Genomic DNA, 24,302 nt, shown 5'->3' on the forward strand with positions numbered 1-24,302 from the left:
TCGTCTTCCGAGTGGCAACCTCCTACACAGCTAAAGACATCACCGTTCTCGAAGGGCTCGAGCCCGTTCGCAAGCGCCCCGGCATGTACACCGGCGGCGTCGGCAGCACCGGTCTCCATCACCTCGTCTGGGAAACGCTCGACAACTCGATCGACGAGGCCATGAACGGCCACGCCTCGAACATCCGCGTGACCCTTCACAGGGACGGCTCGTCGATCACCGTCGAAGACGATGGCCGCGGCATTCCGGTGGACGTGCACCCCAAGACGAAGAAGAGCGCGCTGGAGGTGATCTTCACCGTGCTCCACGCCGGCGGCAAGTTCGAGACCGGCAACTACAAGACGGCCGGCGGCCTGCACGGCGTCGGCGCCAGCGTCGTCAACGCGCTGTCGCGAGAGCTGGTGGCCACCGTCCGCCGCGACGGCCACCAGTACGAGATGACCTTCAGGCAGGGCAAGCCGCAAGGCAGCCTGAAAAAGGTCGGCCCGGCGCGCGGCAGCGGCACCACCGTGTTCTTCAGACCCGACCCGCAAATCTTCCCGAAGGTCGAGTTCGAGGCGGCGCTGATTCGCGAGCGCCTGGAGATCGCCAGCTACCTCCATCGCGGCGTGAAGGTCACCTTCGAGGACGAGACGACCGGCCAGAAGGACGTCTACCAGCACGAAGAGGGGCTGGTTGACTACCTCAAGAAGATCGTCGCCGGCAGGAACGCGAAGCCGGTGCACGAAGCGCCGTTCACGCTCGAGAAGGAGGGCAGCACGAAGATCGAACTTGTGCTGCAGTGGACCGAGGCGACCGACGAGAACCTCCGCAGCTACGTCAACGGCATCCCGACCGGCTCCGGCGGCACGCACGAGAACGGCTTTCGCGCCGGGCTGGGCAAGGCGGTGCGCAACTACATCGACACGCACAACCTGTCGCCGAAAGGCGTGACGCTCAGCGCCGAAGACATCCGCGAGGGCCTCACCGGCATTCTCTCGGTGTTCATTCAGGAGCCGCAGTTCCAGGGCCAGACCAAAGATCGGCTGAACAACCCCGAGGTGATGTCGGCGGTTGACGGCCTCGTCCGCCCCGGGCTCGAGCACTGGCTGAACAACAACCAGTCGATCGCCGAGTCGATCGTGGCGCGCATCATCCTGTCGGCGCGCGCCCGCGAGGCGAGCCGCGCGGCGGCGTCGGAAGTGGTCCGCAAGGGCCCGACCGCCGGGCGCGTCAATCTGCCGGGTAAGCTGGCCGATTGCACCAACCCGGGATCGATCACGAGCGAGCTGTTCGTTGTCGAAGGCGACTCGGCCGGCGGCTCGGCGAAGCAGGGCCGCGACCGCGCCCGCCAGGCCATCCTGCCGCTGCGCGGCAAGGTGCTGAACACCGAAGGGGTGTCAACCGCGAAGGTCCTGGAGAACAAGGAGCTGTCGGACCTGGTCACGGCGCTCGGCTGCGGGGTCGGCAAGAACTTCGACCTGAGCCGGATGCGCTACGGCAAGGTGATCATCCTGGCCGACGCCGACTCCGACGGCCACCACATTGCCACTCTGCTGCTCACCTTCATCTTCCGGCACCTGCCGCAGTTGATGTCGGCCGGCCGCGTCTACCTGGCGCAGCCGCCGCTCTACCGCATCGACATCGGCAAGGAGACGTTCTGGGCCCTGGATGAACTGCAGAAGGAACAGATTCTCAAGACCAAGACCGGGCGCGCCCACCCCGAGATCACCCGGTTCAAGGGCCTGGGCGAGATGATGCCGAAGGTGCTGTGGGAAACCACGCTCAACCCCCGGACCCGCCGGCTGCTGAAGGTGGAGGTCGTCGATCAGCTGGTGACCGACCGCGTGATCAACGAACTGATGGGTAAGGACGCTTCGGCCCGCTTTCGCTTCATCATGGACCGGGCCGAAGACGCCGTGGAGCTCGACGTTTAGGAGTAGAATTTAGGCCGTTTGTCTGATCCGGTCCAAAAGAAGAACTCGCCGTTCGATCGGTCGCTCGTCGAAGGCCCCATTGGCCCCGCCGTTTGGAAGCTGGCCTGGCCCACCATGCTCCAGAACGTGATTGCCGGCCTCCAGGGCGTGGTCGATCACATCCTCGTCGGGCACCTCATCGGCTACACCGGCAATGCCGCCATCGGCGTCAGCTGGCAAATCTTCCTCGTCGTCATCGTCTTCATTGCCTCGCTGTTCACCGGCCAGGCCGTGTTGATCTCGCGATACGTCGGCGCCGGTGACGTCGACAGGGTCAACAAGACGGTGCAGCAGGCGCTGCTGACGGCGATCGCCATGTATGCGGTGATGGGGCCGATCGGGTTCTTCTTCGCGCCGACCCTGCTCGACCTCGTCAACGCCTCGGGCGAGGTGCGGGCGCTGGCGCTGCCGTTCCTGCGCATCAACTTCGCCCTGAGCATCGGCATGTTGCTGTTCTTCATGCTGACGTCGGCGTTGCGCGCCGCCGGCGATGCCCGCACGCCGCTGCGTCTCGGCGTGACGATGACGGTGCTCAATCTGGTGCTCAACCTGATCCTGATTCGTGGCCTCGGCCCGATCCCAGCCCTCGGCACGGCGGGCTCGGCGCTGGGAACGGCGATCGCCTCGAGCACGGTCAGTGCCTTCGCGCTCTACCAGCTGTTCAAGGGCCGCCTCGTGTTCAAGGTGTCGCTTCAGATGGACTGGCGGCCCGACTGGACCATCATCCGATCGCTCTTTCGTTTCGGGTTGCCCACCGGCGTCCAGGGCATTGCGATGAACGTGGCCGGGGTGATGATGTTGCGCTACATCGGTTCGCTGCAACAGAGCGCCGCCGCCCAGGCCGCCTTCACCATCGGCTACACCGAGCTGTTCTCGATGATCACGTGGACGTCAGTGGGCCTGATGGGCGCGGCCGCGACCGTCGCCGGGCAGAATCTGGGCGCCGGGCATCCCGAGCGCGCCATGTCGGGCGTGCATGCGGCGTCCCGCATCGGCCTCGCCGTGGCCGCGGTGGTGGGTCTGGCGTTCGTCACGCTGCCACAGGTGCTGCTGGGCGCCTTCGGCGCCACGGACGCGGCGGTGGCCACGATCGGTCGACAACTGCTGCAGTACCTCGCGGTCTCGGGTTTCTTCATCACCGTGGCGCTCACCTACACCGGCGGGCTCCAGGGCACCGGCGACACGCGCAGCCCGCTCTTCATCACGCTCGCCTCGCAGGTGGCCGTGCCGATCGGGATGTGCACGATCATCCAGGCCACGCGGCCGCTGGTGGCCGGCGACATCTGGCTGGCCATCGTGCTGGGCCACTTCACGCGCTGCGTGCTGACGGTGTATCGCTTCCGCCAGGGCAAGTGGCGGAGCATCGTCGTCGCCCACTGATCAACTCACCAGCGCAGAACCCTCTTGCCCCGCCAGATGGGCCCTTCCTGCACGTAGCGCCATTCCGGGTTCTGGTGAAAGTCTCGCAGCGAGTTCAGGACGCCGTCGAACACCGGCACTGACTCGTCGTCGCACTCGAAGTAGGTCACGAAATCGAACTCGCCCGGGCGCTCGTAGCCATCGGGGTTGTGATACACGCGGCGGAACAGCGCCGGAATACCGCGTTCGGCGGCGACCGCGTGGCCCTTCACGGGACAGGCGCTCGCGTGATCGACGTGCGGATAGAAGTAGGCGTGCCGCTCGAGCACGCTCTTCTGCCACCATTCGGGTGTCTTGCGAATCGGCACGATGATGGCGTTGCGGGTGACGCGGCCCGAACGGCGCGGCGGCCCGTTCTTGTTCGCGTAGTGCACCAGCTCGGGACTGGAATAGCGGGGGCTGCGCACGGCGCCGTCAAGCGCCAGTAATTCGGCCGTATCGCCGATGCGCCGGAGCAGTTCCTCTTCGACTTCCTGCAGCCGCGGCCGGTACTTGCTCGACACCTGCACGAGGTGGCGGGCCTTGTTGATGCAGGGGCCCACGCAGGTCGGTTCCGGCTGGGGCAGCTCGCCGTCGCGCACGAAGAACTGGATGGTCTCGAAGGGTTGCGCCTGGGTCTCGCGGCTGTCGTCGATGTCGAAGTCGTTGAAGAAGCCGCGGGCGATGTTGCCGCCCGCCGTCCGCAACCGCGCGCCATGGGCGTCGTCGTCGGTGCGCGCCATTACGAACAGAAACTTCGTGTAGGCCAGGTTGGCCCCCACGCCGTTGCCGTCCCGCTGGCCGCAGCCACCGCTTTGTCCCATGACAGACCGGCTATCGGTTACAGGCAGGGGTGACTGTATGAGCCAGCGCAGAACTGTGCAGTCCTGGCCTGGCGGCAGGGCACCCTCAGGTAGGGCACCCCTTCATGGGGTGCCGCGGGCCGCTTCCAGAATGAACCGGTCGATGGCTTGCGCCAACCCCGCTTCGTCGTTCGTGCCGGTCACGTGAAAAGTGGCCTGCTTGAGCTCGGGCTCGGCGTTGCCCATCACCACGCCGACGCCGGCCCACTCGAGCATGTCGCGATCGTTGTGGTTGTCGCCGACCGCCATCACCTCCGCCTGCGCGATGCCGAACCGCCCGGCCACCGCCGCCAGGCCAGAGCCCTTCGTGGTGCCCGCCCCGCAGACGTCCACCATTGAAAAATCGCGCTGAGGGTATTCGGTCAGCATCACCTCGAGCCGCGGCGACACCGGATGCGCGGCCAGGCAGGCCGCAATCGCGCGCATGGTCTCGACACCGCCGTTGAAGGCAATCTGCACGGGGTCCTCGGTCACCGCGTCTTCGAGGCGATCGACCGCCTGGATGATCGCGTCGTTGCGCTGCTTGAAGCGCGATCGATTGGGGTGGGTCCAATCCATCCGGTCGTAGACCAGCTGCCCGGCCGCCGGCCGGTCGAACACGCACGCCGTGTCGCCCCGCCACTCGATCGTCGCCGCGAGCACCTGGTGGGCGACCGCCTGCGGCAGCAGCCGCCGCATCAACGTGTCTCCAGCGCGCGAGCGCGCAATCGCCCCGTTGTAGACCAGGAGCGTGATCGCGTCCGGCAGGTCACCCAGCGCTTGCAGGGCAAAATGGAAGCTGCGCCCGGTGGCCACGACGATATGCACGCCGCGGTGGGCGGCGCGGTGAATGGCGTCGAGATTGGCGGCCGGGACGCGGCCCGTGCTGTCGAGCAGCGTCCCGTCGATGTCAAGGGCGAGCAGGCGGACCACAGTTCACTTGACCCGCTTCACGAAGGCTTCGTACGCGCCCTGGTCCTGTTTCTGGAAGTAGGCGGCGAACTCGTTGCCGATGGTTTCCAGGTGCTTCAAGTAGCCGGGATCCTTGTAGGCCTCGCGCATCCCGGGCAGGTAGTCCCGCACCCGCTCCCACACCAGCAGCAGCTCGCGGCCGCTCTGGAAGAACAGCTCCTTGTTGAGCACACCGGAGGTCATGAATGACGACACCAGGTCCCAGTACGACGTCACCATGCGGACCGAGGCGTTCTCGTCGGTGCCGCCGGGCGCCAGCTTGAGGAGTTCCTCGTAGCTCTTGGCCTTGCAGTTGGCGGTGAACCACGCCCGCGCCTTCCGCATGCGCTCTTCGCGACGCATCTCATACAGTCGCAGAATCAAGTTCACGTCGTCGTAGGTTGGCTGTTGCGTCATTTTTTGTCTCGTTTGCGAGCCTTTCCCGCCCGTCGCAGCCCCAGAGGGCGATTCGGGCTTGCCCCGCCGTAGCCCGGAGGGCGATTCGGGCCTGCCCCGCCGTAGCCCGGAGGGCGAAGGCGGGATAAAGTAGAAAGGTTATGAACCCGTGGGACCAGTTTACCGGGGCCAACGCGGGGTATGTCTACGAGTTGTTCGAGCGCTACCAGCGCGATCCCTCGTCGGTGGACGAGGCGACCCGCCGGGCGTTTGCTACTTGGACTCCCGCCGACCCGACAGAACCCAGACCAAGCCTGCCCACCGACTTGTCCACCGTAGCGCCGGCAGGCGCGAAGGTGGAAGCGGCCGTTGGCCGCGAAGGCGGGCCCTCCGACCTGTCGGACAACGCGAAGGCGGCGATTGCCGCGTTTACCCTAGCCGAGTCGATCCGCCGATTCGGGCACCTGGCGGCGCGCGTCGATCCGCTCGGCTTCCATGATCCCATCGGCGATCCGTCGCTGGCGGCGGCCTCGCATGGCCTGACCACCGACACGCTGAAGAAGCTGCCGGCGTCGATCGTCTCGGGACCGACGGCCGCCGGCACGGCGAACGCGTTCGAGGCCATCGCCCGCCTGCGCGACATCTACTGCTCGACCACCGGCCACGACCACAACCAGGTGTTCGTCCCCGACGAGCGGGTGTGGCTGCGCCACGCCGTCGAGTCGGGCCAGTTCCGGCCGCCGGCGGATCCGATCAACGGCGTCGAGCTGCTCGATCGCATCACCGAGGTCGAGACCTTCGAGCGCTTCCTGCAGCGGACGTTCCCGGGCAAGACGCGCTTCTCGATCGAAGGCCTCGACATGATGGTGCCGATCATCGACGAGATCATCCACGACGCCGCCGAAGGCGGCGTGCAGCACGTGATGATCGCGATGGCGCATCGCGGCCGCTTGAACGTGCTCGCGCACATCCTGCAGAAGCCGTACACGCAGATCCTCGCGGAGTTCAAGGACCCGGTGCTGAAGGACCGGCTGCGCGTCGACCTGGGCTGGATGGGCGACGTGAAGTACCATGCCGGCGCCCGCATCGAGGCGCGGCCCGAAGGGTTGCCGCGGCAGGTGACCATCTCGATGCCACCCAACCCGAGCCACCTCGAAGCGGTGGATCCGGTGTTGAACGGCATGGCGCGGGCGGCGGCGACGTCGGTCGACAAGCCGGGCCCGGCGGTGGTCGACAAGGGCAAGGTGCTCGCCATCCTGATCCACGGCGATTCGGCATTCCCCGGCCAGGGCGTGGTGGCGGAAACGCTCAACCTGTCGCGGCTCGAAGGCTACGACGTCGGCGGCATCATCCACATCATCGCCAACAACCAGGTCGGCTTCACCACCGACCCCGGCGAGTCGTTCAGTACCAGCTACGCCAGCGGCCTGGCGCGCGGGTTCAAGATTCCGATCACGCACGTCAATGCCGACGACCCGGCGGCCTGCATCGAGGCGGCGCGGCTGGCCATCGCCTACCGCCAGCGGTTCAAGCTCGACTTCCTGATCGACCTGGTCGGCTATCGCCGCTACGGGCACAACGAAGGCGACGAGCCGGCGTTCACGCAGCCGCAGGTCTACCAGATTGTGGCCGGCCACCCGACCGTGCGCGAGAAGTACGCGCGGGCGCTGGCCGACGCCGGACAGGTCTCGCCGGAGCGCGCCGACGAGATGGTGCGCGAGCGCATGACGGCGCTCGAGCAGGCCTACGCCGCGGTCAAGCCGGAGCAGGACTACGTGCCGCCGGTGCCCGAGGTGCCGCCGAGCGGCGCCGCCACCAAGGCCAAGACGGCGATGCCGCTGGCGCGCCTCGCGGAGTTGAACGCGGAGCTGCTCAAGGTGCCGGACGGCTTTGCCGTGCACCGCAAGCTCGAGCGCGGGCGCGAACGGCGCAAGGCGATGTTCACCGAACCCGGCGAGCGCAGCATCGACTGGGCCGCCGCCGAAGAGCTCGCGCTGGCCTCGATCCTGGCCGACGGCATCGCCATCCGGTTGACCGGCGAAGACGTCGAGCGCGGCACCTTCAGCCACCGGCACGCGGTCTATCACGACATGGCGACCGGCGACGAGCACGTGCCGCTGCAGCGGCTCAGCCAGGCGAAGGCGGCGTTCGAGATCCGGAACAGCCCGCTCTCCGAATACGCCTGCGTCGGCTTCGAGCTGGGCTACAGCCTCCAGGAGCCCGGCCGCCTCGTGGTGTGGGAAGCGCAGTACGGCGACTTCATCAACGGCGCGCAAATCATCCTCGACGAGTACCTCACCTCGAGCCGCGCCAAGTGGGGCATGTCGCCGTCGCTGGTGCTGCTGCTGCCGCACGGTTACGAAGGCCAGGGCCCGGATCACTCGAGCGCCCGCCTCGAGCGCTTCCTCAATGCGGCCGCCGACACCAACATCCGCGTCGTCAACTGCACGACGGCGGCGCAGTACTTCCACGTGCTGCGGCGCCAGGCGCTGCTGCTGAACACGGATCCGCTGCCGTTGATCGTGATGACACCCAAGAGCCTGCTGCGGCACGGCTTCACCGCGTCCACGCCAACCGAGCTGGCCGAGGGCAAGTTCCAGCGGGTCATCGACGACCCTGCGACTGGCTCAGCGTCGCCCCGGGCGGAGTCGAGGGGCGACGAGATGATCATTCAGCCGGGGAAGGTGCGCCGGCTGGTGCTGTGCAGCGGCAAGGTCGCGGTTGACCTCATGACCAGCGAGCAGCGCAAGAGCAACCCCAACGTGGCCATTGCCCGCGTCGAGCAGCTCTACCCGTTCCCCGACACGGCGATTGGCGATGTGATGGCGCGCTACCCGAAGCTGCGCGAGGTGTGCTGGGTCCAGGAAGAGCCGGAAAACATGGGCGCGTGGGAGTTCGTGCGCCCGTTGCTGGAGTCGCTCATCGACGGCCGCTGGCCGCTGCGCTACATCGGGCGCATCCGCAACTCGAGCCCGTCGGAAGGCTCGTCCAGCTGGCACGCCGCCAACCAGCGGGCGATTGTCGAGCAGGCCTTTGAAGCCAAGGCCGAAACGAAAGAACTCGATCGCGTCCTCTCGAAGCAGGTTTAGGAAAAATGGCAACGAACATTGTGGTTCCGGAACTCGGCGAGTCGGTGGTCGAAGCGCGGGTCGCGAAGTGGCTGAAGAAGCCGGGCGACAGCGTGGCCGCCGGTGACGCGCTGGTCGAACTCGAGACCGAGAAGATCGACCTGGAAGTGAGCGCGGATCGCGCCGGCGTGATGGGCGCCATCAAGCACGAGGAAGGCGCGGACGTTAAAGTCGGAGAAGTGCTGGCGATTCTTGAGGAGGCCGGCACCGACGCGGTGCCTAATGTGCCTGAGGTGTCCGCCTCCGCGGCCGCAGGCCGCTCCGGCGAGACCTCGCCGAAGCTCGCCGGCAGCCCGGCGAGCGAAGGCGGGCCTAAGGTGCAGGAGCCGCCGGCAGCCGAGAAGAAGGCCACGCCAACTGCGAAGAATGTTGCCAAGGCGCACGACGTCAAGCTCGAGTCAGTCGAGTCGTCCGGAGCGCGTGTCACCAAGCAGGATGTGTTGAAAGCCGCCGCTCCGGCGGCATCCGCCTCCGCTCGCTCAGGCTCTGGCGAGCTACGGCGAGACCTCGCCGTAGCGGCCTCCGGCCGCGAAGGCGGGCCGGCAGGCGAACGAAGTGAAACTCGTGAGCGAATGAGTAAGAGGCGCGCGACCATCGCCAGGCGTTTGGTTGAAGCCCAGCACACGGCGGCGATGCTCACCACCTTCAACGAGGTGGACATGAGCGCCCTGATGGCGCTGCGCGAGCGGCGCAAGGAAGCCTTCGCCAGGAAGCACGGCGTGAGCGTGGGCATCGCCTCGTTCTTCGTTCAGGCCGCGGTCGGCGCGCTCAAGGCGTTCCCGCAGATCAACGCGGAAATCCAGGGCGACGAAATCGTCTACAAGCACTACTACGACATCGGCATGGCGGTCGGCGCCGAGGGCGGGCTGGTGGTGCCGGTGTTGCGTGACGCCGACCAGCTGGGGTTTGCCGGCATCGAGCTGGGGATTCGCGACTTCGCGGCGCGCGCCAAGGACGGCACGCTGACGCTCGAGGATTTAAAGGGCGGCACCTTCACGATCACCAACGGCGGCGTCTTCGGCTCGCTGATGAGCACGCCGATTCTCAACCCGCCGCAGGTCGGCATCCTCGGCCTGCACAAGATCGCCGACCGCGCCGTGCCGGTCAACGGCCAGGTCGTGATCCGGCCGATGATGTACCTGGCCCTCAGCTACGACCACCGGCTGGTCGATGGCCGCGAAGCGGTCCAGTTCCTGGTGAAGATCAAGGAATACATCGAAGACCCGGCCTGGATGCTGCTGGACGCGTAGCCCCGGCATCCCGAATGGCGCGGACCGCGACGGCCCGGACGATCAAGCAGCTCATGGCCGCGCGTGAGGCGACGCGCGGCCTGCTGATTGCCTTTGAGGGCCCGGACGGGTCCGGCAAGACCACCCAGCGGAAGCTGCTGAAGACGTGGCTCGAGAGCCGGGGCCACCAGGTCCTCTCCACCCGCTGGGCGTCCTCGCCGCTGATCAAGCCGTTGCTCAAGGTCCGCAAGCGCATCCGCACGCTGTCCAGCGAGGAATACTCGCTGCTCCACGCCGTTGACTTCCGCCATCGCATCGAAACCTCGATCCTGCCGGCGCTGTGGGCCGGCAAGACCGTGCTCGCGGACCGCTATCTCTTCACGGCGCTCGCCCGCGACGCCGCCCGCGGCCTCGAACTCGACTGGCTGCTGCACGCCTACTCGCCGCTCCTCTGGCCTGACCTCGTCATCTACTTCTCGATGACGCCGGAGGATTCACAGCGGCGCATCGCCTCCACCCGGTCTCCCCACTTCTACGAGGCCGGCCAGGACGTGACCGGCATCGACGACCCGGTGGCCAGCTATGGCCGCTTCATCGATCGCGTGGTCACCGAGTACGAGAACCTCTCGGTGATCTTCAAGTTCGTGACGGTGGACGCCGGCGAAGCGGTCTATCGCCAGCACACCCAGGTCCGGGAGCTGGTCGAGAAGGTCGAGAAGCGCCCGTGGCCCGTGTTCAGCCAGGAAGCAGTGGAAGAATGGCTCAGGAAACCCAAGGCCCCGGCCGCCTGATCGCCATCGACGGCTCGCGCGGGGCCGACGTCGCCAAGGCCGCGGAGTCACTCGTGGCGCAACTGCGCCGGCGCGGCGTGACCTGTGCCGTCAGCCGCTGGGACGCGTCGGGCCTGTTCGGCGAACTGGCCCAGGCGGGCGAACGCGCCGCCGTCTCGCCGCGGACGCTGTCGCTGGTCTACGCCGCGGATCTCGCCTTCCGGCTGCGATGGGAGATTCGCCCCGCCCTCGACACCGGCGCTCTGGTGATTGCGGCGCCGTACGTGGAAACCGCGATTGCCTTCGGCGCCGGCTGCGGCCTGCCCGAGCAGTGGCTTCGTGAGCTGCTGCGGTTCGCGCCGCCGCCGGACGTGCAGGGCCTGGCGCCCGAACGCAAGGTCCACCGGGCGTGGAAGCCGCGGCTGGACCGTGGCTATCCCGAATACTGCGCCGCGCTCTTCGAAGCGTCGGCGCCCAGGCTGCTCTCGAAGAAGACGCGCGCACAGGTGATTGCCGCGCTCGAGAAGGCACGCGGCAAGCGCGTTTATCAGTTGTCTGGAAACGGGGTTGCGCAGGCCGCCAAGGCCGCTATGATCCGCCTTCGCCGCTGACGCGGCTACGGGCGAGACCTCGCCGAAGCTGGCGTGGATTACTGGCCAGCGGAGGCGGGGCACCCGGCCGGGCGCGTCGTCCCCACAGTCTTCGCCACCTCGCACTGTACGTAAGTAACGCGCGCGGGGCCGAAGGCCAGCATCGCATCGCGGGCGGTCGCGTGCTCGGCATTCGAATACGGCTTCAGCGTGTCGCTCTGCATGGCGTCGGCGATCATCGCCAGCTGGCGCTGCGTCTCCGCCTGCATCCAGTCGCTGGCCGAGGTGGCGGCTTCGAGCAGGACGCTGAAATACTGGGAGCTGAAGGCCGCCAGCTGGATGGTCTTGCGGGCGAGGACGTTCTCGTCCAGGCGCGTCGTGATCTGGAACTCGGGCGAGAGAAACGCGTTGTCTTCGTCCCACGCGATGAACACGTGAGTCGAGCTGTTCTCGAGGCGGTACAGGTAGAAGTTGTTCATTCCGTCGTAGCCGGTGAAGCCGTCGTTCTGCGCGATGAAGTTCTGGGCGGCGATGTAGCGGACGAAGGCGGCCAGGTCGAGCCTGGCCCCGACCGTCGCCTCGAAGCTGGTCGAAGGCGTGTCGTTGACCAGCCGCACCACTTCCTCGATCGGCCCCCAGATCGTGCTGTCGCTCTTGCTCTCGTTGGTCTTGATGGAGAACCGCTGCTTGTACGGTTCCAGGCTCGAACCCTCGTAGTCGAACCGCCACGGGCTGTCGAGCACGTAGTTGTATTCGAACAGGTAGCCGTCGTTCTGGACGTCCTCGCCGATGCTGCCGAACACCCGGCCCATCATCGTCTTGTCCACCGACTCGACCAGGCCGTAGAGCCCGGCGTAGGTGCCGTTCACGTAGAGGGCGGCGTGGGTCTCGCGCGGCGCGGGAATCCCGAGGCGCGCGAGGAACCCCATCGCCACGGTTTCCTTGACGCCCGAATGGTCCTGGGTCAGGTTGTCGAGCACGAACGACTTGAGGCCGAGAAAGGTCTGGTCGGTCGCGTACCTGTCGAAGTCCACGCGCAGGCCCGGCTTGGTGCCGCTGCGCGAGCCGAGGCCGCGCGAGCGGATGCCGACGTTGCGCACCGTGATGCCGTTCCAGGTCACGTCCGCGGGATAGTAGGTGTTCTCCTGGAAAGCGGCCTTCAGCTTGGACCAGTCCGACGAGTTCAACCAGAGCTCGAGGCGCTGCAGGGCCTCCGGGTTGAAGAAATCGCCGGACGTCTGCGCCGCGGCACCGCCCGCCACGCACACGACCATGGCGACGGCGAGGACGCAATGACGAAGCAACTTCATTCATCCATCCTGTGTGGATCAGAAGACAACTTGCAACCTCATCAAGCCGGACAGAACGACGCGGTGCCGGGCTGCGGAGTCCTCGAGCTGTCTTCGAAGTCCTCGTGGATCGCGTTGGTCATCACCCGCACCCAGCGGTTGAGCATCCAGTTCACGCCGAAGGTCCACACCCGATCGGAATTCGTCACCAGGTGATCCGATCGCGGGTTGGTGAAAGGGGTGCCGACTTCCGTCGCGCTGCCGAACGCCAGCCGATCGTAGCGCGCGCCGACCTCGATGGCGCCAATGCCGCCCTGGAAGATCGGGTGCCGCGGGTTGATGTCGTTGTCCTTGTCTTCACCCGTGACGAACCACGTGCCGCTCACATACCAGCCGGTGCCGATGAAATCCGACAGGTCCTGGTTGCGGTTGCTCTGCCCGGTGCGTTCTTCGCGTGACTGCATCCATTCCGCCTTGAGCCCGGTCGGCCCGGGCGTCCAGTCGAACTGCCCGCCGTACCGCTGCCGGCGGCCCTTCACGTAGACCGGCTCGAAGAAATCCTCGGTGCCCCACACCGACTGTCCGCGGAGGCTGTTGAGGCCTTCGGGCACGTCCGCCGTGGTGTAAGCAAAGCCGAAGTTGGCGCTCTTGAGCTTATCGGGCACCGGCAGCGCCCGGAACAGGTCCACCGTCAGGCGGCCGGCAAACGAGGGCCCGACCCCCTTGAGGTCCTCACCCGCCTCGACGAACTGCGGCTCCTTCAGCTCGCCGTTGTCGCCATCGTCATCGAACACGCCGAACTCGTAGCCGAGGCGTCCGAGCTCGCCGTAGGCCATCACGCCGCGATCGCGGCCCGGCGCGATCGTGGACGAGGCCAGGCTGCGATAGGCAAAGTCCACGTCGGTGGCGCCGGTGTTCTGTTCGAGGCCGAACGGCATCTTGAAGCGCCCGCCCTTGATCCGGATGACGTCGAACGTCGTCCAGTTGACGAACACGTCTTTCCACTCGCCGAACTGGCCGTCCTTGTCGATGGCGCGCTCGACCTCGTAGTCGAAGTGACGGGTGAGGTCGCCCTTTATCGCAACGCGCAACGTGCGGAAGTCGTAGGTGTCTTCGTCGATCACGGGATCGAACCGCCGCCAGTCCAGCTGCAGCTTGGCGCGAATGCCCAGCGTGATGTCGTCGCCGAACACGATCGTCGGGCGATCGTCCCAGACCAACCCGCCCTTGTCCTGGGCCGCCGCCGTCGTTGCGCCGGCCACCAGCACCAGGGCGGCCACCAGAATCTTCCTCATGCGATGCGGTCTCCGGGAAGGTGCGCGGCCAATGCCCCGGCCCGCGCGCTCAACTGTTGATACGCCATGTTGAGCTGTTTGACCAGCGCCGGGTGGTGAATGACCACCGAAACTTCCCGCCGGAAGTCCAGGCTCAGCGTTGACAGCGCAGTGCTGCCCAGAATTGCGCGCTGCTCGTCGATGATCATCATCTTGCCGTGCGGCACCACGGCGCCCATCGGGTGGCGGCCGATCACCGACACCGTGATGCCCTCGTTGCGGCGCGCCCGCAGCAGCCCGACCAGGTCGGGGTCCGACAGCTTGTGGTCGAGGATGCGGATGCTGTGGCTGGCGCCGGTAATCAGCGAGCGAATCTCGGCGCGCGACCGTTCGGGCCCGACAATCAGCCGGCGGCTGATCGGGCGCCGCGACGGCAGCGGCGCCCCGGTCGAATCGGCGCGAAACAGCGTCAGCAGGCCCGCCACCACCGAGGTGTCCTGGGTGATCAGCACGGCGTCCCACGTCCGCGAAAAGCACTTCCTGGTCGGATTCAGCGTCGTCACGATCGCCGTGGACTCGTCCGCCACCAGGTACTTGGCGTGGTACTTCACCACCGGGTCGGCGTAGCGCGTGACGACGGCGCCCATTTCTTCGAGGGCGCCCCACAACTTCTTGAGGCGCTTCTTGCCGCCCTTGGCGCGCTTGGTCAGGATGGCTTCGACCTGGCACCCGCGCTCGAGCGCGCTGGCCAGCGCATCGAGCACCGAGAAGTCGTCACACCGGAACAGCGACAGCACGAGACGCTGCTTCGCGCCCGCGATCACGCCCAACAGCGCGGCCTTGCGCTCGGCCGGGTCGAGTATGAGTTGTTCCTTGCCGGGAGTCGCGGCCCCGCGGGGCTTGGCGATGGCGCGCGGCTTAGCCGCGCTTGGGCGCCGACCAGGAGACATTCTTGATGCCCTTCTTGCCGTCGCCCATGAGCTGTCCGCTCAGGTCTTCGAGCGAGTCGGTCGGCTTGAGCGTGGTGAGGTACTTGGCGGTCGCCTCGTCGCCCTGCGACACTTCGCGGGGCTCAAAGAGGATGCCATTCACCGCGAACACGTGGTGCACGTGCGCGGTCGGGAACTCGCGATCTTCAGAAATGATCTCCACCGTCATCGTCCGCGGGCGCTCGGAACTGAAGATGTTGAGGATGGGGATCATGGCGCAGAGAAAGAGCGTGCCCAGCCCCGCCACGGCCAGCGCGCCGAGACCGGCCGCCATGCCGAGGCCCATCAGGATGAACAGGATGGTGATGTCGCGGGCGTCTTCGACCGGCGTGCGAAACCGGATGATGCTGGCGGCGCCGGCGATGCCGAAGGCGCGGGCCACCGAGTTGCCGATGATGATCATCATCAGCGCGCCGGCGATGCACAACAGCACCTGTGCCTGATCGAGCCCGGGGTTGGCTTGCCGTTCCGACCGGTACTGCCGGTGCACGACGGTCACCAGCATGCCGATCACCGCCGCGGCAATCAGCTTGACCAACTCGAACATCGGATGGGACAGCGGATACTCCGCCCCCGATCCGCCCTGGAAGGGCGCGTTGTCCGTCGCCCCGCCTGGGAGCCCGAGACCGGGCCAGGCCATGCCGACGCCGACGAGCGCGAGGCCGACGATGGCCACCGCGACGCCCGACCAGACGCGATCCCAGGGAATGGTCCGGGTCTTGGCCTCGACCAGCGAGTCCACGATTTCGAGCACGCGCGTCAGCAGCGACAGTTCGAGAATCTCGCGCACGCGCGGGTTGGGCGACACCAGCGTGAAGCGGCGATTCAGCCGCTGCGCCGTGGTGTGGCCGCGCACCAGCGCGCGGATGCCGGCGCTGTCGGCGTTGGGCACGCCGCGCAGGTCGATGACCACGTGTTCGTAATTGGCCTTGAACACTTCCTGGATGCGGCGTTCGAGCTCTTCCGCCGGACCTCCGGCCACCAGCGGTTCCTGGGGTGACAGCAGCAGCCGGTTCGACTTGGCGGATTTGTCAGTGGTGGCCATAAGCCTGAGCTTCGGTGGCGGAACGGTACCACGTATGCAACGATGGTGAAAAGGCCGATGCCGTTCACCACTCGCGGGACTCGACTCTTTCGAACGGCGATCACGGCGGCGGCCCTGGGCATGGCCTTGGGGTGTTCGGGCTCTCCCTCCGCGCCCTCTAACCCCGGTGGCGGTAACACGCCGGGCACCGGCACCCCTTCCGGACAAACCGTCGTGATGCTCGGCGTCGGCGACATCGGGATGTGCGACCGGCCCGCCGTGGCGCAAACCGCGCGGCTGGTGGCCGGCCTCGAAGGCCAACTCCTCCTCGCCGGCGACCTCGCCTACCCGCAGGGCACCGCGGCCAACTTCCGCGATTGCTTCAACCCGGAGTGGGGAAGGTTCCGGGCCCGGTGGCACGCCGTGCCAGGTAATCACGAATACGACAGCCCGGGTGCCGCCCCCTACTTCGAATACTTCGGGGCCGCCGCCGGCGTCGATCGCACGGGCTACCATGCCGTCATGGCCGGCGATTGGCTGATCCTGATGTTGAACTCCAACGTCCTCGCCGGACGCGGATCGGCACAGTGGGAGTTTGCCCGGCAACAACTCCAGGCGCAGCGCACGCCGTGCACGATGGCGGTGTGGCACCATCCGCTCTTTTCGTCCGGTCCCAACGGGCCGAACGCCTTCATGCGCGACATGTGGTCGCTGCTCGAAACGTCGCGCGTCGAAGTGGTGCTGAACGGCCACGATCACGTCTACGAACGCTTCGGGCGCCAGCTGGCGGACGGCACCCCCGATCCGGTCAACGGCATCCGCCAGATCACGGCCGGCACCGGCGGCGCCGATCTCTACAGCTTCGTGCGGGTGGCCGCCAATTCCGAGGCGCGCCTCAGGCAGCACGGCGTCGTCCGCTTCATCCTCAGGCCGGCCCTCGTGGAGTGGGCGTTCCTCGGTCTTGACGGCTCGGTCGGCGACTCGGGCCTCGACACCTGCCGCTCGTAGTTGCCGCTGCATTCGATCTTGCGCGGCCGCGGCTCCACGGTCCACGATACGAAGATGACTCGTCTCATTTCGACCCTGGTCCTGACGTTCGCCATGGCGTTGTCGCTGGCCGCGCAGCCGCGCCCGGCCTTCACGCCGATTCCCGCTCCCACAGACGTGGCCAAGCCACCGGCTGACGCCACCAAGACGACGTCGGGCCTGGCCTTCAAGGTGCTGACCCCGGGCACGGGCACCGCCAAACCCGGCGCCACCGACATGGTGACCGTGCACTACACCGGCTGGACGACCGACGGCAAGATGTTCGACAGCTCGCTCGCGCGCAACGCGCCGAGCACCTTTCCCGTGAACCGCGTGATCAAGGGCTGGGGTGAAGGCGTGCAGCTGATGGTGGCCGGCGAGAAGCGTCGCTTCTGGATTCCACAGGAGCTCGCCTATGGCGGCCAGCCCGGACGCCCCGCCGGGATGCTGGTCTTCGACGTCGAGATGATCGAGTTCAGCCCGTCGCCGAGCACCCCGCCGCCCGACGTGGCCGCCGCGCCCGCGGATGCGAAAAAGACGCCATCCGGCCTCGCCTACAAGTCGCTGCGCCCAGGCAAGGGCGGCGCGATGCCCAAGAAGAGCAGCAGCGTGACGGTCCACTACACGGGCTGGACGACCGACGGCAAGATGTTCGACAGCTCCGTCGAGCGCGGCCAGCCCGCGACGTTCGGGTTGAGCGAGGTGATCGAGGGCTGGACCGAAGGCGTTCAGCTGATGACCGTGGGCGAGAAGATGCGCTTCTGGATCCCCGAGCGCCTGGCTTACAAGGGCGAGCGTCCGCCGCGCGGCATGCTGGTGTTCGACGTCGAGTTGATAGCCATCAAATAGGGGCACTGGGGGCCCGGGGTGCCGAAAGGTGCCCTGGGCACCGGGGAGCACGCTTGCCGTAATTTCCCGCCTCTTCGTGTTCCAAAACAGAAATCGCCTCTCAAAATGAAACACGATATGAATAAATAGTTTGTTTTCTAGTAATTAGAGACGCAAATGCGCAGTTTTAATCCGATGGATGGGCTGGATTTGGACAGACAACGTTTCTGTCGTATATCGACGTCCTAATGACTGGCATGACAGGCATTCAAAAACATTGAGGAAACTCGATTAATAGGACTCAATACGACATTGTTGACGACAGAGTGCCAAATGGCCCTGAAATTGCTCTACAATGTGGCGTATGCGACTCCTATCAGCTCCCCCCAGCCCCCGGAAGAAGGCAGTCTGGGGCCGTTCCCTGCTCATGGCTCTGTTCGCGGCACTGCTGGCAACCCCCGTCGCGGCGCAGACCACCACCGACATCACGACCAAGTTTGATGATGCGGTGCGGGAAGCGTGGAATTCCGGCTCCTTCTCCCGGGTCATCATGCGGTTTGCGACCATCGCGGATCGCGACCGCGCCTTCGACGAACTCCTGACCAAGGGCGCCGCGGTGCGGAAGATGGATGGCGAAGAGTCGCCGTCCCTCAACGTGTTCGCGAGCCCGGCGGCGTTCGGCACCGTTGACTACGCGGAGCGCATCTCGTATGACGCGACCGTCGAAGTGGCGGCGGCCGAAACCCAGGCGCGCGCCAAGTTCGTGCGCGGCCTCGGCGCCAAGATCGCCAAGGCCAGCTACAACCGCCGCGGCACCGGCGTGACCGTCGCGGTCATCGACTCGGGCTACCAGCCCCACCCCGACATCGCGCCGGCCCGCATCCTCAAGTTCAAGGACTTCGTGACCGGAGGCACCACGCCGGTTGACGGTTGCGGCCACGGCACGCACGTCGCCGGCATCATCGGCGGCAGCGGCATCGCCTCCGAAGGCGACTACGCCGGCGTCTCGGACGAGTCCAATTTCGTCGTGGTTCGCGTGCTCGGCAACGACTGCTCGGGCAAGACCAGCGACGTCATCGACGCGCTGGACTGGGTCTACAAGAACCGCGCTGCCTACGGCATCAAGGTCGTGAACCTCTCGCTCGGCCACCCCATCTTCGAGCCGTCCTCGAGCGACCCGATGGTGAAGGCCGTGCAGCGCCTATCGGAAGCGGGCGTCGTCGTCGTCACCGCCGCCGGCAACATGGGGATTAACCCCAAGACCGGCGCGGTTGGCTACGGCGGCGTCGGCGTTCCCTGTAATGCGCCCCGCGCCATCTGCGTGGGTTCGGGCGACACCAACAACACCGCTGACTTCGGTGACGACCGCGTCGCCGACTACAGCTCGCGGGGCCCGTCGCGCTTCGACTTCTTCGCCAAGCCCGACATCGTCGCCACCGGCCACAAGGTGATTTCCCTGTCGGCGCCCGGCAGCTACCTGTTCAACACCTATCCTCAGCTGCAGGTCACTGGCGGGCTGGAGGCTGGCGGGCCGGCGCACTACATGACGCTGAGCGGCACCAGCATGGCGTCGCCGATGGCGGCCGGCACCGCGGCCCTCATCCTCGGGACCAACCCGAAGCTGTCGGCCAACAGCGTCAAGATGATCATGCAGTTCACCTCGCGCGTCATGCCCGGCGTGGACGCGCTTTCGCAGGGCGCGGGTTTCCTGAACGCGCTCGGCGCCACGCGCCTGGCGAAGATGATCAACCCCAACGCCAAGAACGGGGCCTACTGGCTGCGCCGCGGTTCGGTCCCCGGCGTCAACGAAGACATGTATGGCCAGACGGTGAAGTGGGGCAAACGCGTCATCTGGGGCGACCGTTTCATCACCGGCGACGCCGCCTACGTGCACATGAGCCGCTGGGACGACAACATCGTCTGGGGCATGGACACGTTGATGGACAACATCGTGTGGGGCAACTGCGCCGATGGTTGCGACAACATCGTGTGGGGCAACTACTGGGACGAGCTCGACAACATCGTGTGGGGCAACGTCTCGATTGCCGACAACATCGTGTGGGGCGACAACATCGTCTGGGGCGACAACATCGTGTGGGGCTACTGGGCCGAGAACATCGTGTGGGGCTTCTGGGACGACAACATCGTGTGGGGCAACGTCCAGAAGTACAACCAGGACAACATCGTCTGGGGCAACGACTGGATGGACAACATCGTCTGGGGCAACAGCGCGGATGACAACATCGTGTGGGGCAACAACGATGACAACATCGTGTGGGGCAACAACATCGTGTGGGGCCTGTTCAGCGCCCAGGTCCTGACGGGAGGGGTGCAGTAATGGAAAAGATGCCCTTCCAACCCGAATTGGCGCGGACCACGGTCATGGCGACCACGACGGCACCGGCGACGGTGACAACCAGCGACTGGAAGTCGGGACTCCCCGTGATGGTGGGCTCGACTTTCACCCTCCGCGAGTTGCGCCTCGAAGACGCCACCTCGTTGCTGGCGATGCTGACCACCGAGGAAGTGGCGCGCTTCATCTCGCCGCCGCCGACCACGGTCGAAGGCTTCGAGCGTTTCATCCAGTGGACGCACCGCGAACGCCAGGCCGGCAACTACGCCTGCTTCGCGGTGGTGCCCGACGGCCTGACGACCGCCGTCGGCATCTTCCAGGTCCGCTCGCTCGAGCCCGGCTTCGGCACCGCCGAGTGGGGCTTCGCGCTGGGCTCGCCGTTCTGGGGCACGGGCGTGTTTGTCGAAGGCGCCCGCCTGGTGCTCGACTTCGCGTTCGACGTCGTCGGCGCGCGCCGCCTCGAAGCGCGCGCGGCGGTGGCCAACGGCCGCGGCAACGGCGCGCTGCGCAAACTCGGCGCGGTGCAGGAAGGCGTGCTCCGCCGCTCGTTCCTGCGTCACGGCCAGTATCACGATCAGGTGCTATGGGGGATTCTCGCGGAGGATTGGCGCCTGCAGCGCCTCTCGCTCCAGTTCGCCGCCGTCACGCACTAACGCTTTTCCGTCGTCACCAGCAATACCTTCAGGCTCGGACATTTCCAGGGGTGTCCGGGCCTTTTTTTGTACCCTCCGCGCACTTCTGCCCGCCCTTCACTTCGGTCGTGTTCCCAGGCCCGGACCCTTTCCTCACCACGCTGCCAAAATGGTCAACCACTGTGCTGTTGCGGTGAATCGTGACCCATAACGACACACTTTTTGTTAAATGCCTATAGGTCAATCAGTTATCGTTGCTAGTTGAGGCAATATTGAGTCAAATTGGCCCTAAACGAGACACAGCCTGCGTCATTGAGTGCCATTTCGCAGTCGCGAATGAGGGCATATAAATACGTGCAAATATTGATGTTTAAGGGACTTTACATGACTGCACACACTGGTGCTTCGGTCGTCATTTCTGGTTGGCGTTCAGATTGCTAATGGCTGAGGTATGAGAACCACCTCACGGATCGGAGGGGCGCGCTAAATGGAAAAGATGCCCTTCCAACCCGACATCGAGCGCGCTTCCGCCATGGCGTCCACGATGCCGAGGCAGACGGGGGTGACGACGAGCGACTGGAAGGCGGGACTCCCCGTAATGGCGGGCTCGACCTTTACGCTCCGCGAGATGCGCCTCGACGACGCGTCCTCGCTGCTGGCGATGCTGACCACCGAAGAGGTGTCGCGCTTCATCTCGCCGCCGCCGACCACGGTGGAAGGCTTTGAGCGCTTCATCCTGTGGACGCAGTGTGAGCGCCAGGCCGGCAACTACGTTTGCTTCGTCGTCGTGCCCGCCGGCATGAACACCGGTATCGGCATCTTCCAGGTCCGCTCGCTCGAGCCCGGCTTCGCGACGGCCGAGTGGGGCTTCGCGCTGGGCTCGGCCTTCTGGGGCACGGGCATCTTCATCGAGGGCGCCCGCCTCGTGCTGGACTTCGCGTTCGACGTCATTCGTACGCGTCGTCTCGAAGCGCGCTCGGCGGTGGCCAACGGCCGCGGCAACGGCGCCCTGCGTAAGATTGGCGCGGCGCAGGAAGGCGTGATGCGCCGCTCGTTCCTGCGCGACGGCCAGTATCACGACCAGGTGCTGTGGGGGATGCTCGCGGAAGACTGGCGCCTGCTGCGCCTGTCGATCCAGTTCTCCGCCGTTTCGCACTAACGCGCCTCTCTCGTCATCAACCGCGGGCCCGGATCTCCAAGGGAGTTCGGGCCCCTGCTTTGTACGCCAAATTCTCAGCTGAACCGTTCCATATCGAGATTCTGTGTGCTGTTTAGAGTCAGTTTCTACTAATGTGTTTATAAACAGTTACTTACGGAATATTTGTAGGCTATTTGCGGCTCTTGATGGCCAATACAGCACACGGTGGACATCAAGAATTGGATTCCTGAGCTCTCCTTGAGTTCTGTATCGATGCATCAGATCTAGCGAATTTACGCGCGTTTAACTGACTCTAGATGACATTGAGCCACTCTTGATTCCTTCGTATACATACTTGGCCTTTAGATTGCACTAAGGGGGGCATGAGCCAGCGTCCGTCTCCTCGCGTAGCAAGCAAATTCACTTGGGGAAGAACCATCCTGTTCTCCCTGATCGCAACCTTGGCCCTGTGGACGCCGGCCGAAGCGCAGCGCGGTCCCGGTGCCCAGCGGCCCGCCAAGGTTCACCACGCCAAACTCGACAATGAGCTGAATCGCCTCGCCGATGGCATCGGCGATTCCGACGTCATTATCGAGTTCAACGACGACTCCGACAGCATCGCGCGGATCAAGGGGTCAGGCGGCAAGGCCGGTCGCCGCCTGGGCATCATCAAGGCGCGCACGGGCCGCATGCCCAACGCGCTGCTCAAGCGCCTCGCCAATGACCCGAAGGTCAAGCGCATTCACATTGACCGCGAGACCGAAGCGTTCGTCGCGCGGACCGCGGCGGCCATTGGCGCCAAGAACGTGCATGCGCAGTACGGCTACAACGGCGCCGGCGTCGGCGTGGCGGTCATCGACTCGGGCATCACCCCGTGGCACGACGACCTCACGGTGGCCAACCGCACCGGCCAGCGCGTCACCGCGTTCGTGGACTTCGTCAACGGCCAGACGGCCAAGTACGACGACTGGGGCCACGGCACGCACGTCGCCGGCATCATCGCCGGCAACGGCTACGACTCGACCGGCGCCCGCGCGGCCATCGCTCCCGGCGCGAACATCATCTCCCTCAAGGCGCTCGACGGCGAAGGCAAGGGCAAGATCAGCTACATCATTGCCGCCCTCGACTGGGCCGTCGCCAACAAGGCGGCCTACAACATCCGCGTCATCAACATGTCGCTCGGCGCCGGCGTGTTCGAGAGCTACAACACCGACCCGCTGACCCTGGCCGCCAAGCGCGCCGTTGACGCCGGCATCGTCGTCGTCGCCGCCGCCGGCAACATGGGCAAGGCGGCCAACGGCCAGCCCCAGTACGGCGCCATCGGCGCGCCGGGCAACGCGCCCTGGGTGCTGACCGTCGGCGCCTCCAGCACGATGGGCACCATCGACCGCCGCGACGACACGATGGCGCTCTACAGCTCGCGCGGGCCGACGATGATCGACTTCGGCGCCAAGCCGGACCTGGTCGCGCCGGGCAGCGGCACGGTATCGCTGAGCACGCCGAACAGCCTCTTCTACAACACGAAGCCGGCCTACCTGGTGGCGGGCAGGCGCACCGACCTGGCCTACCTTCCCTACCTGACGCTGAGCGGCACCAGCATGGCGGCGCCGGTCGTCTCCGGCACGGTGGCCCTGATGCTCCAGGCCAACCCGAGCCTTACTCCCAACATGGTGAAGGCCATCCTGCAATTCACCGCGCAGGTCTACCCCACCTACAACTACCTGACGCAGGGTGCGGGCTTCCTCAACACCCTGGGTGCGGTTCGCCTGTCGCGTTACTTCGCGCTCGGCAACAAGGGCGATGAGTATCCGAACATGAAGGCGTGGAGCAAGCACATCTTCTGGGGCAACCGCCGCGTCAGTGGCGGCGTGCTCACGCCCGGCGGCACCGCCTGGGGCCAGAACATCGTGTGGGGTGACGCGCTGACGCCCATCGGCCAGAACATCGTCTGGGGCGAGAACTGCGCCGGCGATTGCGACAACATCGTCTGGGGCAACAACATCGTGTGGGGCGCCTCCGACGCTAGCGACAACATCGTGTGGGGCAATACCGACGGCGACAACATCGTGTGGGGCAACAGCGATGCCAGCAACATCGTGTGGGGCAACGGCTCCGACGACAACATCGTGTGGGGCAATGCCGCCGATGACAACATCGTGTGGGGCAACGACTGCGCCGGCGCCGACTGCGACAACATCGTGTGGGGCAACGTCGGCGATGACAACATCGTGTGGGGTAACGCCGAAGGCATCGACAACATCGTGTGGGGCAACTCCGCCGCCGACAACATCGTGTGGGGCAACAGCGGCAGCGACCTGGACAACATCTCGTGGGGGAACTCGGCCGGCGACGGCGACGAATTCGGCGACGACACGGCGGAGGTCGAATCGTTCGACCCGAGCGTGTGGGAAGACCTCTTCTCGTTCGAGCCGTTCACGACGACGACCACCAGCATCTCGGTTCTGGGGGGAGGGATTCAGTAATGGAGAA

The 24,302-nt window shown here is 66.0% G+C and carries 19 protein-coding genes; 12 read left to right on the forward strand and 7 right to left on the reverse strand.

Going from position 1 to position 24,302, the window contains the following annotated elements:
• The first annotated feature begins 11 nt into the window (after window positions 1-11).
• Together WC815_14365 and WC815_14370 are read left to right on the forward strand one after the other, a co-directional pair.
• Window positions 12-1,916, forward strand: coding sequence for a DNA topoisomerase IV subunit B (locus WC815_14365; protein ID MFA5909960.1), 1,905 nt, complete (start codon window positions 12-14; stop codon window positions 1,914-1,916).
• 18 nt (window positions 1,917-1,934) lie between these two features.
• Window positions 1,935-3,335 (forward strand): MATE family efflux transporter, encoded by a 1,401-nt coding sequence (locus WC815_14370; protein MFA5909961.1) that lies wholly within the window; start codon window positions 1,935-1,937, stop codon window positions 3,333-3,335.
• Between the two features lie 5 nt (window positions 3,336-3,340).
• On the opposite strand, the gene WC815_14375 is transcribed toward WC815_14370, so the two are convergent.
• The 3 genes from WC815_14375 to WC815_14385 form a co-directional block, all read right to left on the reverse strand.
• Window positions 3,341-4,177, reverse strand: coding sequence for a hypothetical protein (locus WC815_14375; protein MFA5909962.1), 837 nt, complete (start codon window positions 4,175-4,177; stop codon window positions 3,341-3,343).
• A gap of 102 nt (window positions 4,178-4,279) precedes the next feature.
• Complete coding sequence (locus WC815_14380; protein MFA5909963.1) at window positions 4,280-5,128, reverse strand: Cof-type HAD-IIB family hydrolase; 849 nt, start codon at window positions 5,126-5,128, stop codon at window positions 4,280-4,282.
• Between the two features lie 3 nt (window positions 5,129-5,131).
• Window positions 5,132-5,563 carry a hypothetical protein gene (locus WC815_14385; GenBank protein MFA5909964.1) on the reverse strand — a complete coding sequence of 144 codons (432 nt, stop codon included), beginning with the start codon at window positions 5,561-5,563 and terminating at the stop codon, window positions 5,132-5,134.
• Between the two features lie 140 nt (window positions 5,564-5,703).
• On the opposite strand from WC815_14385, the gene WC815_14390 reads away from it, so the two are divergent.
• The 4 genes from WC815_14390 to WC815_14405 are packed head-to-tail and all read left to right on the forward strand — an operon-like array spanning window position 5,704 to window position 11,280.
• Window positions 5,704-8,631, forward strand: coding sequence for a 2-oxoglutarate dehydrogenase E1 component (locus WC815_14390; GenBank protein ID MFA5909965.1), 2,928 nt, complete (start codon window positions 5,704-5,706; stop codon window positions 8,629-8,631).
• A 5-nt stretch (window positions 8,632-8,636) separates the two neighbouring features.
• Window positions 8,637-9,920: a 2-oxoglutarate dehydrogenase complex dihydrolipoyllysine-residue succinyltransferase gene (gene odhB / locus WC815_14395; GenBank protein ID MFA5909966.1), complete on the forward strand. Its 1,284-nt coding sequence runs from the start codon at window positions 8,637-8,639 to the stop codon at window positions 9,918-9,920.
• 14 nt (window positions 9,921-9,934) lie between these two features.
• Complete coding sequence (locus WC815_14400; GenBank protein MFA5909967.1) at window positions 9,935-10,690, forward strand: hypothetical protein; 756 nt, start codon at window positions 9,935-9,937, stop codon at window positions 10,688-10,690.
• Window positions 10,657-11,280, forward strand: coding sequence for a hypothetical protein (locus WC815_14405; protein ID MFA5909968.1), 624 nt, complete (start codon window positions 10,657-10,659; stop codon window positions 11,278-11,280). The genes WC815_14400 and WC815_14405 overlap by 34 nt, the downstream gene beginning before the upstream one ends.
• A 38-nt stretch (window positions 11,281-11,318) precedes the next feature.
• Here WC815_14405 and WC815_14410 read toward each other — a convergent pair whose 3' ends face one another.
• The 4 genes from WC815_14410 to WC815_14425 are packed head-to-tail and all read right to left on the reverse strand — an operon-like array spanning window position 11,319 to window position 15,856.
• Window positions 11,319-12,569, reverse strand: a complete 1,251-nt coding sequence (locus tag WC815_14410) for a CotH kinase family protein (GenBank protein ID MFA5909969.1) — start codon at window positions 12,567-12,569, stop codon at window positions 11,319-11,321.
• Window positions 12,570-12,610: 41 nt separating this feature from the next.
• The gene (locus WC815_14415) at window positions 12,611-13,843 is read right to left on the reverse strand and encodes a porin (GenBank protein ID MFA5909970.1); all 1,233 of its coding nucleotides are present in this window, start codon (window positions 13,841-13,843) and stop codon (window positions 12,611-12,613) included.
• Window positions 13,840-14,772: a phospholipase D-like domain-containing protein gene (locus WC815_14420; protein MFA5909971.1), complete on the reverse strand. Its 933-nt coding sequence runs from the start codon at window positions 14,770-14,772 to the stop codon at window positions 13,840-13,842. The genes WC815_14415 and WC815_14420 overlap by 4 nt, the downstream gene beginning before the upstream one ends.
• Window positions 14,741-15,856 (reverse strand): STAS domain-containing protein, encoded by a 1,116-nt coding sequence (locus tag WC815_14425; protein ID MFA5909972.1) that lies wholly within the window; start codon window positions 15,854-15,856, stop codon window positions 14,741-14,743. The genes WC815_14420 and WC815_14425 overlap by 32 nt, the downstream gene beginning before the upstream one ends.
• A 57-nt stretch (window positions 15,857-15,913) precedes the next feature.
• On the opposite strand from WC815_14425, the gene WC815_14430 reads away from it, so the two are divergent.
• The 6 genes from WC815_14430 (at window position 15,914) to WC815_14455 (ending at window position 24,295) form a co-directional block, all read left to right on the forward strand.
• The gene (locus WC815_14430; protein MFA5909973.1) at window positions 15,914-16,843 is read left to right on the forward strand and encodes a metallophosphoesterase; all 930 of its coding nucleotides are present in this window, start codon (window positions 15,914-15,916) and stop codon (window positions 16,841-16,843) included.
• A 54-nt stretch (window positions 16,844-16,897) separates the two neighbouring features.
• On the forward strand, window positions 16,898-17,710 hold the full coding sequence (locus tag WC815_14435; GenBank protein MFA5909974.1) for an FKBP-type peptidyl-prolyl cis-trans isomerase: 813 nt from the start codon (window positions 16,898-16,900) through the stop codon (window positions 17,708-17,710).
• 406 nt (window positions 17,711-18,116) lie between these two features.
• On the forward strand, window positions 18,117-20,027 hold the full coding sequence (locus WC815_14440) for a S8 family peptidase (protein MFA5909975.1): 1,911 nt from the start codon (window positions 18,117-18,119) through the stop codon (window positions 20,025-20,027).
• 8 nt (window positions 20,028-20,035) lie between these two features.
• Window positions 20,036-20,695, forward strand: coding sequence for a GNAT family protein (locus WC815_14445; protein ID MFA5909976.1), 660 nt, complete (start codon window positions 20,036-20,038; stop codon window positions 20,693-20,695).
• A gap of 475 nt (window positions 20,696-21,170) precedes the next feature.
• Window positions 21,171-21,833: a GNAT family protein gene (locus WC815_14450; protein MFA5909977.1), complete on the forward strand. Its 663-nt coding sequence runs from the start codon at window positions 21,171-21,173 to the stop codon at window positions 21,831-21,833.
• A 440-nt stretch (window positions 21,834-22,273) separates the two neighbouring features.
• Complete coding sequence (locus tag WC815_14455; GenBank protein ID MFA5909978.1) at window positions 22,274-24,295, forward strand: S8 family peptidase; 2,022 nt, start codon at window positions 22,274-22,276, stop codon at window positions 24,293-24,295.
• Window positions 24,296-24,302: the final 7 nt, after the last annotated feature.

Source organism: Vicinamibacterales bacterium (assembly GCA_041659285.1).
GTDB lineage: Bacteria > Acidobacteriota > Vicinamibacteria > Vicinamibacterales > UBA2999 > 12-FULL-67-14b.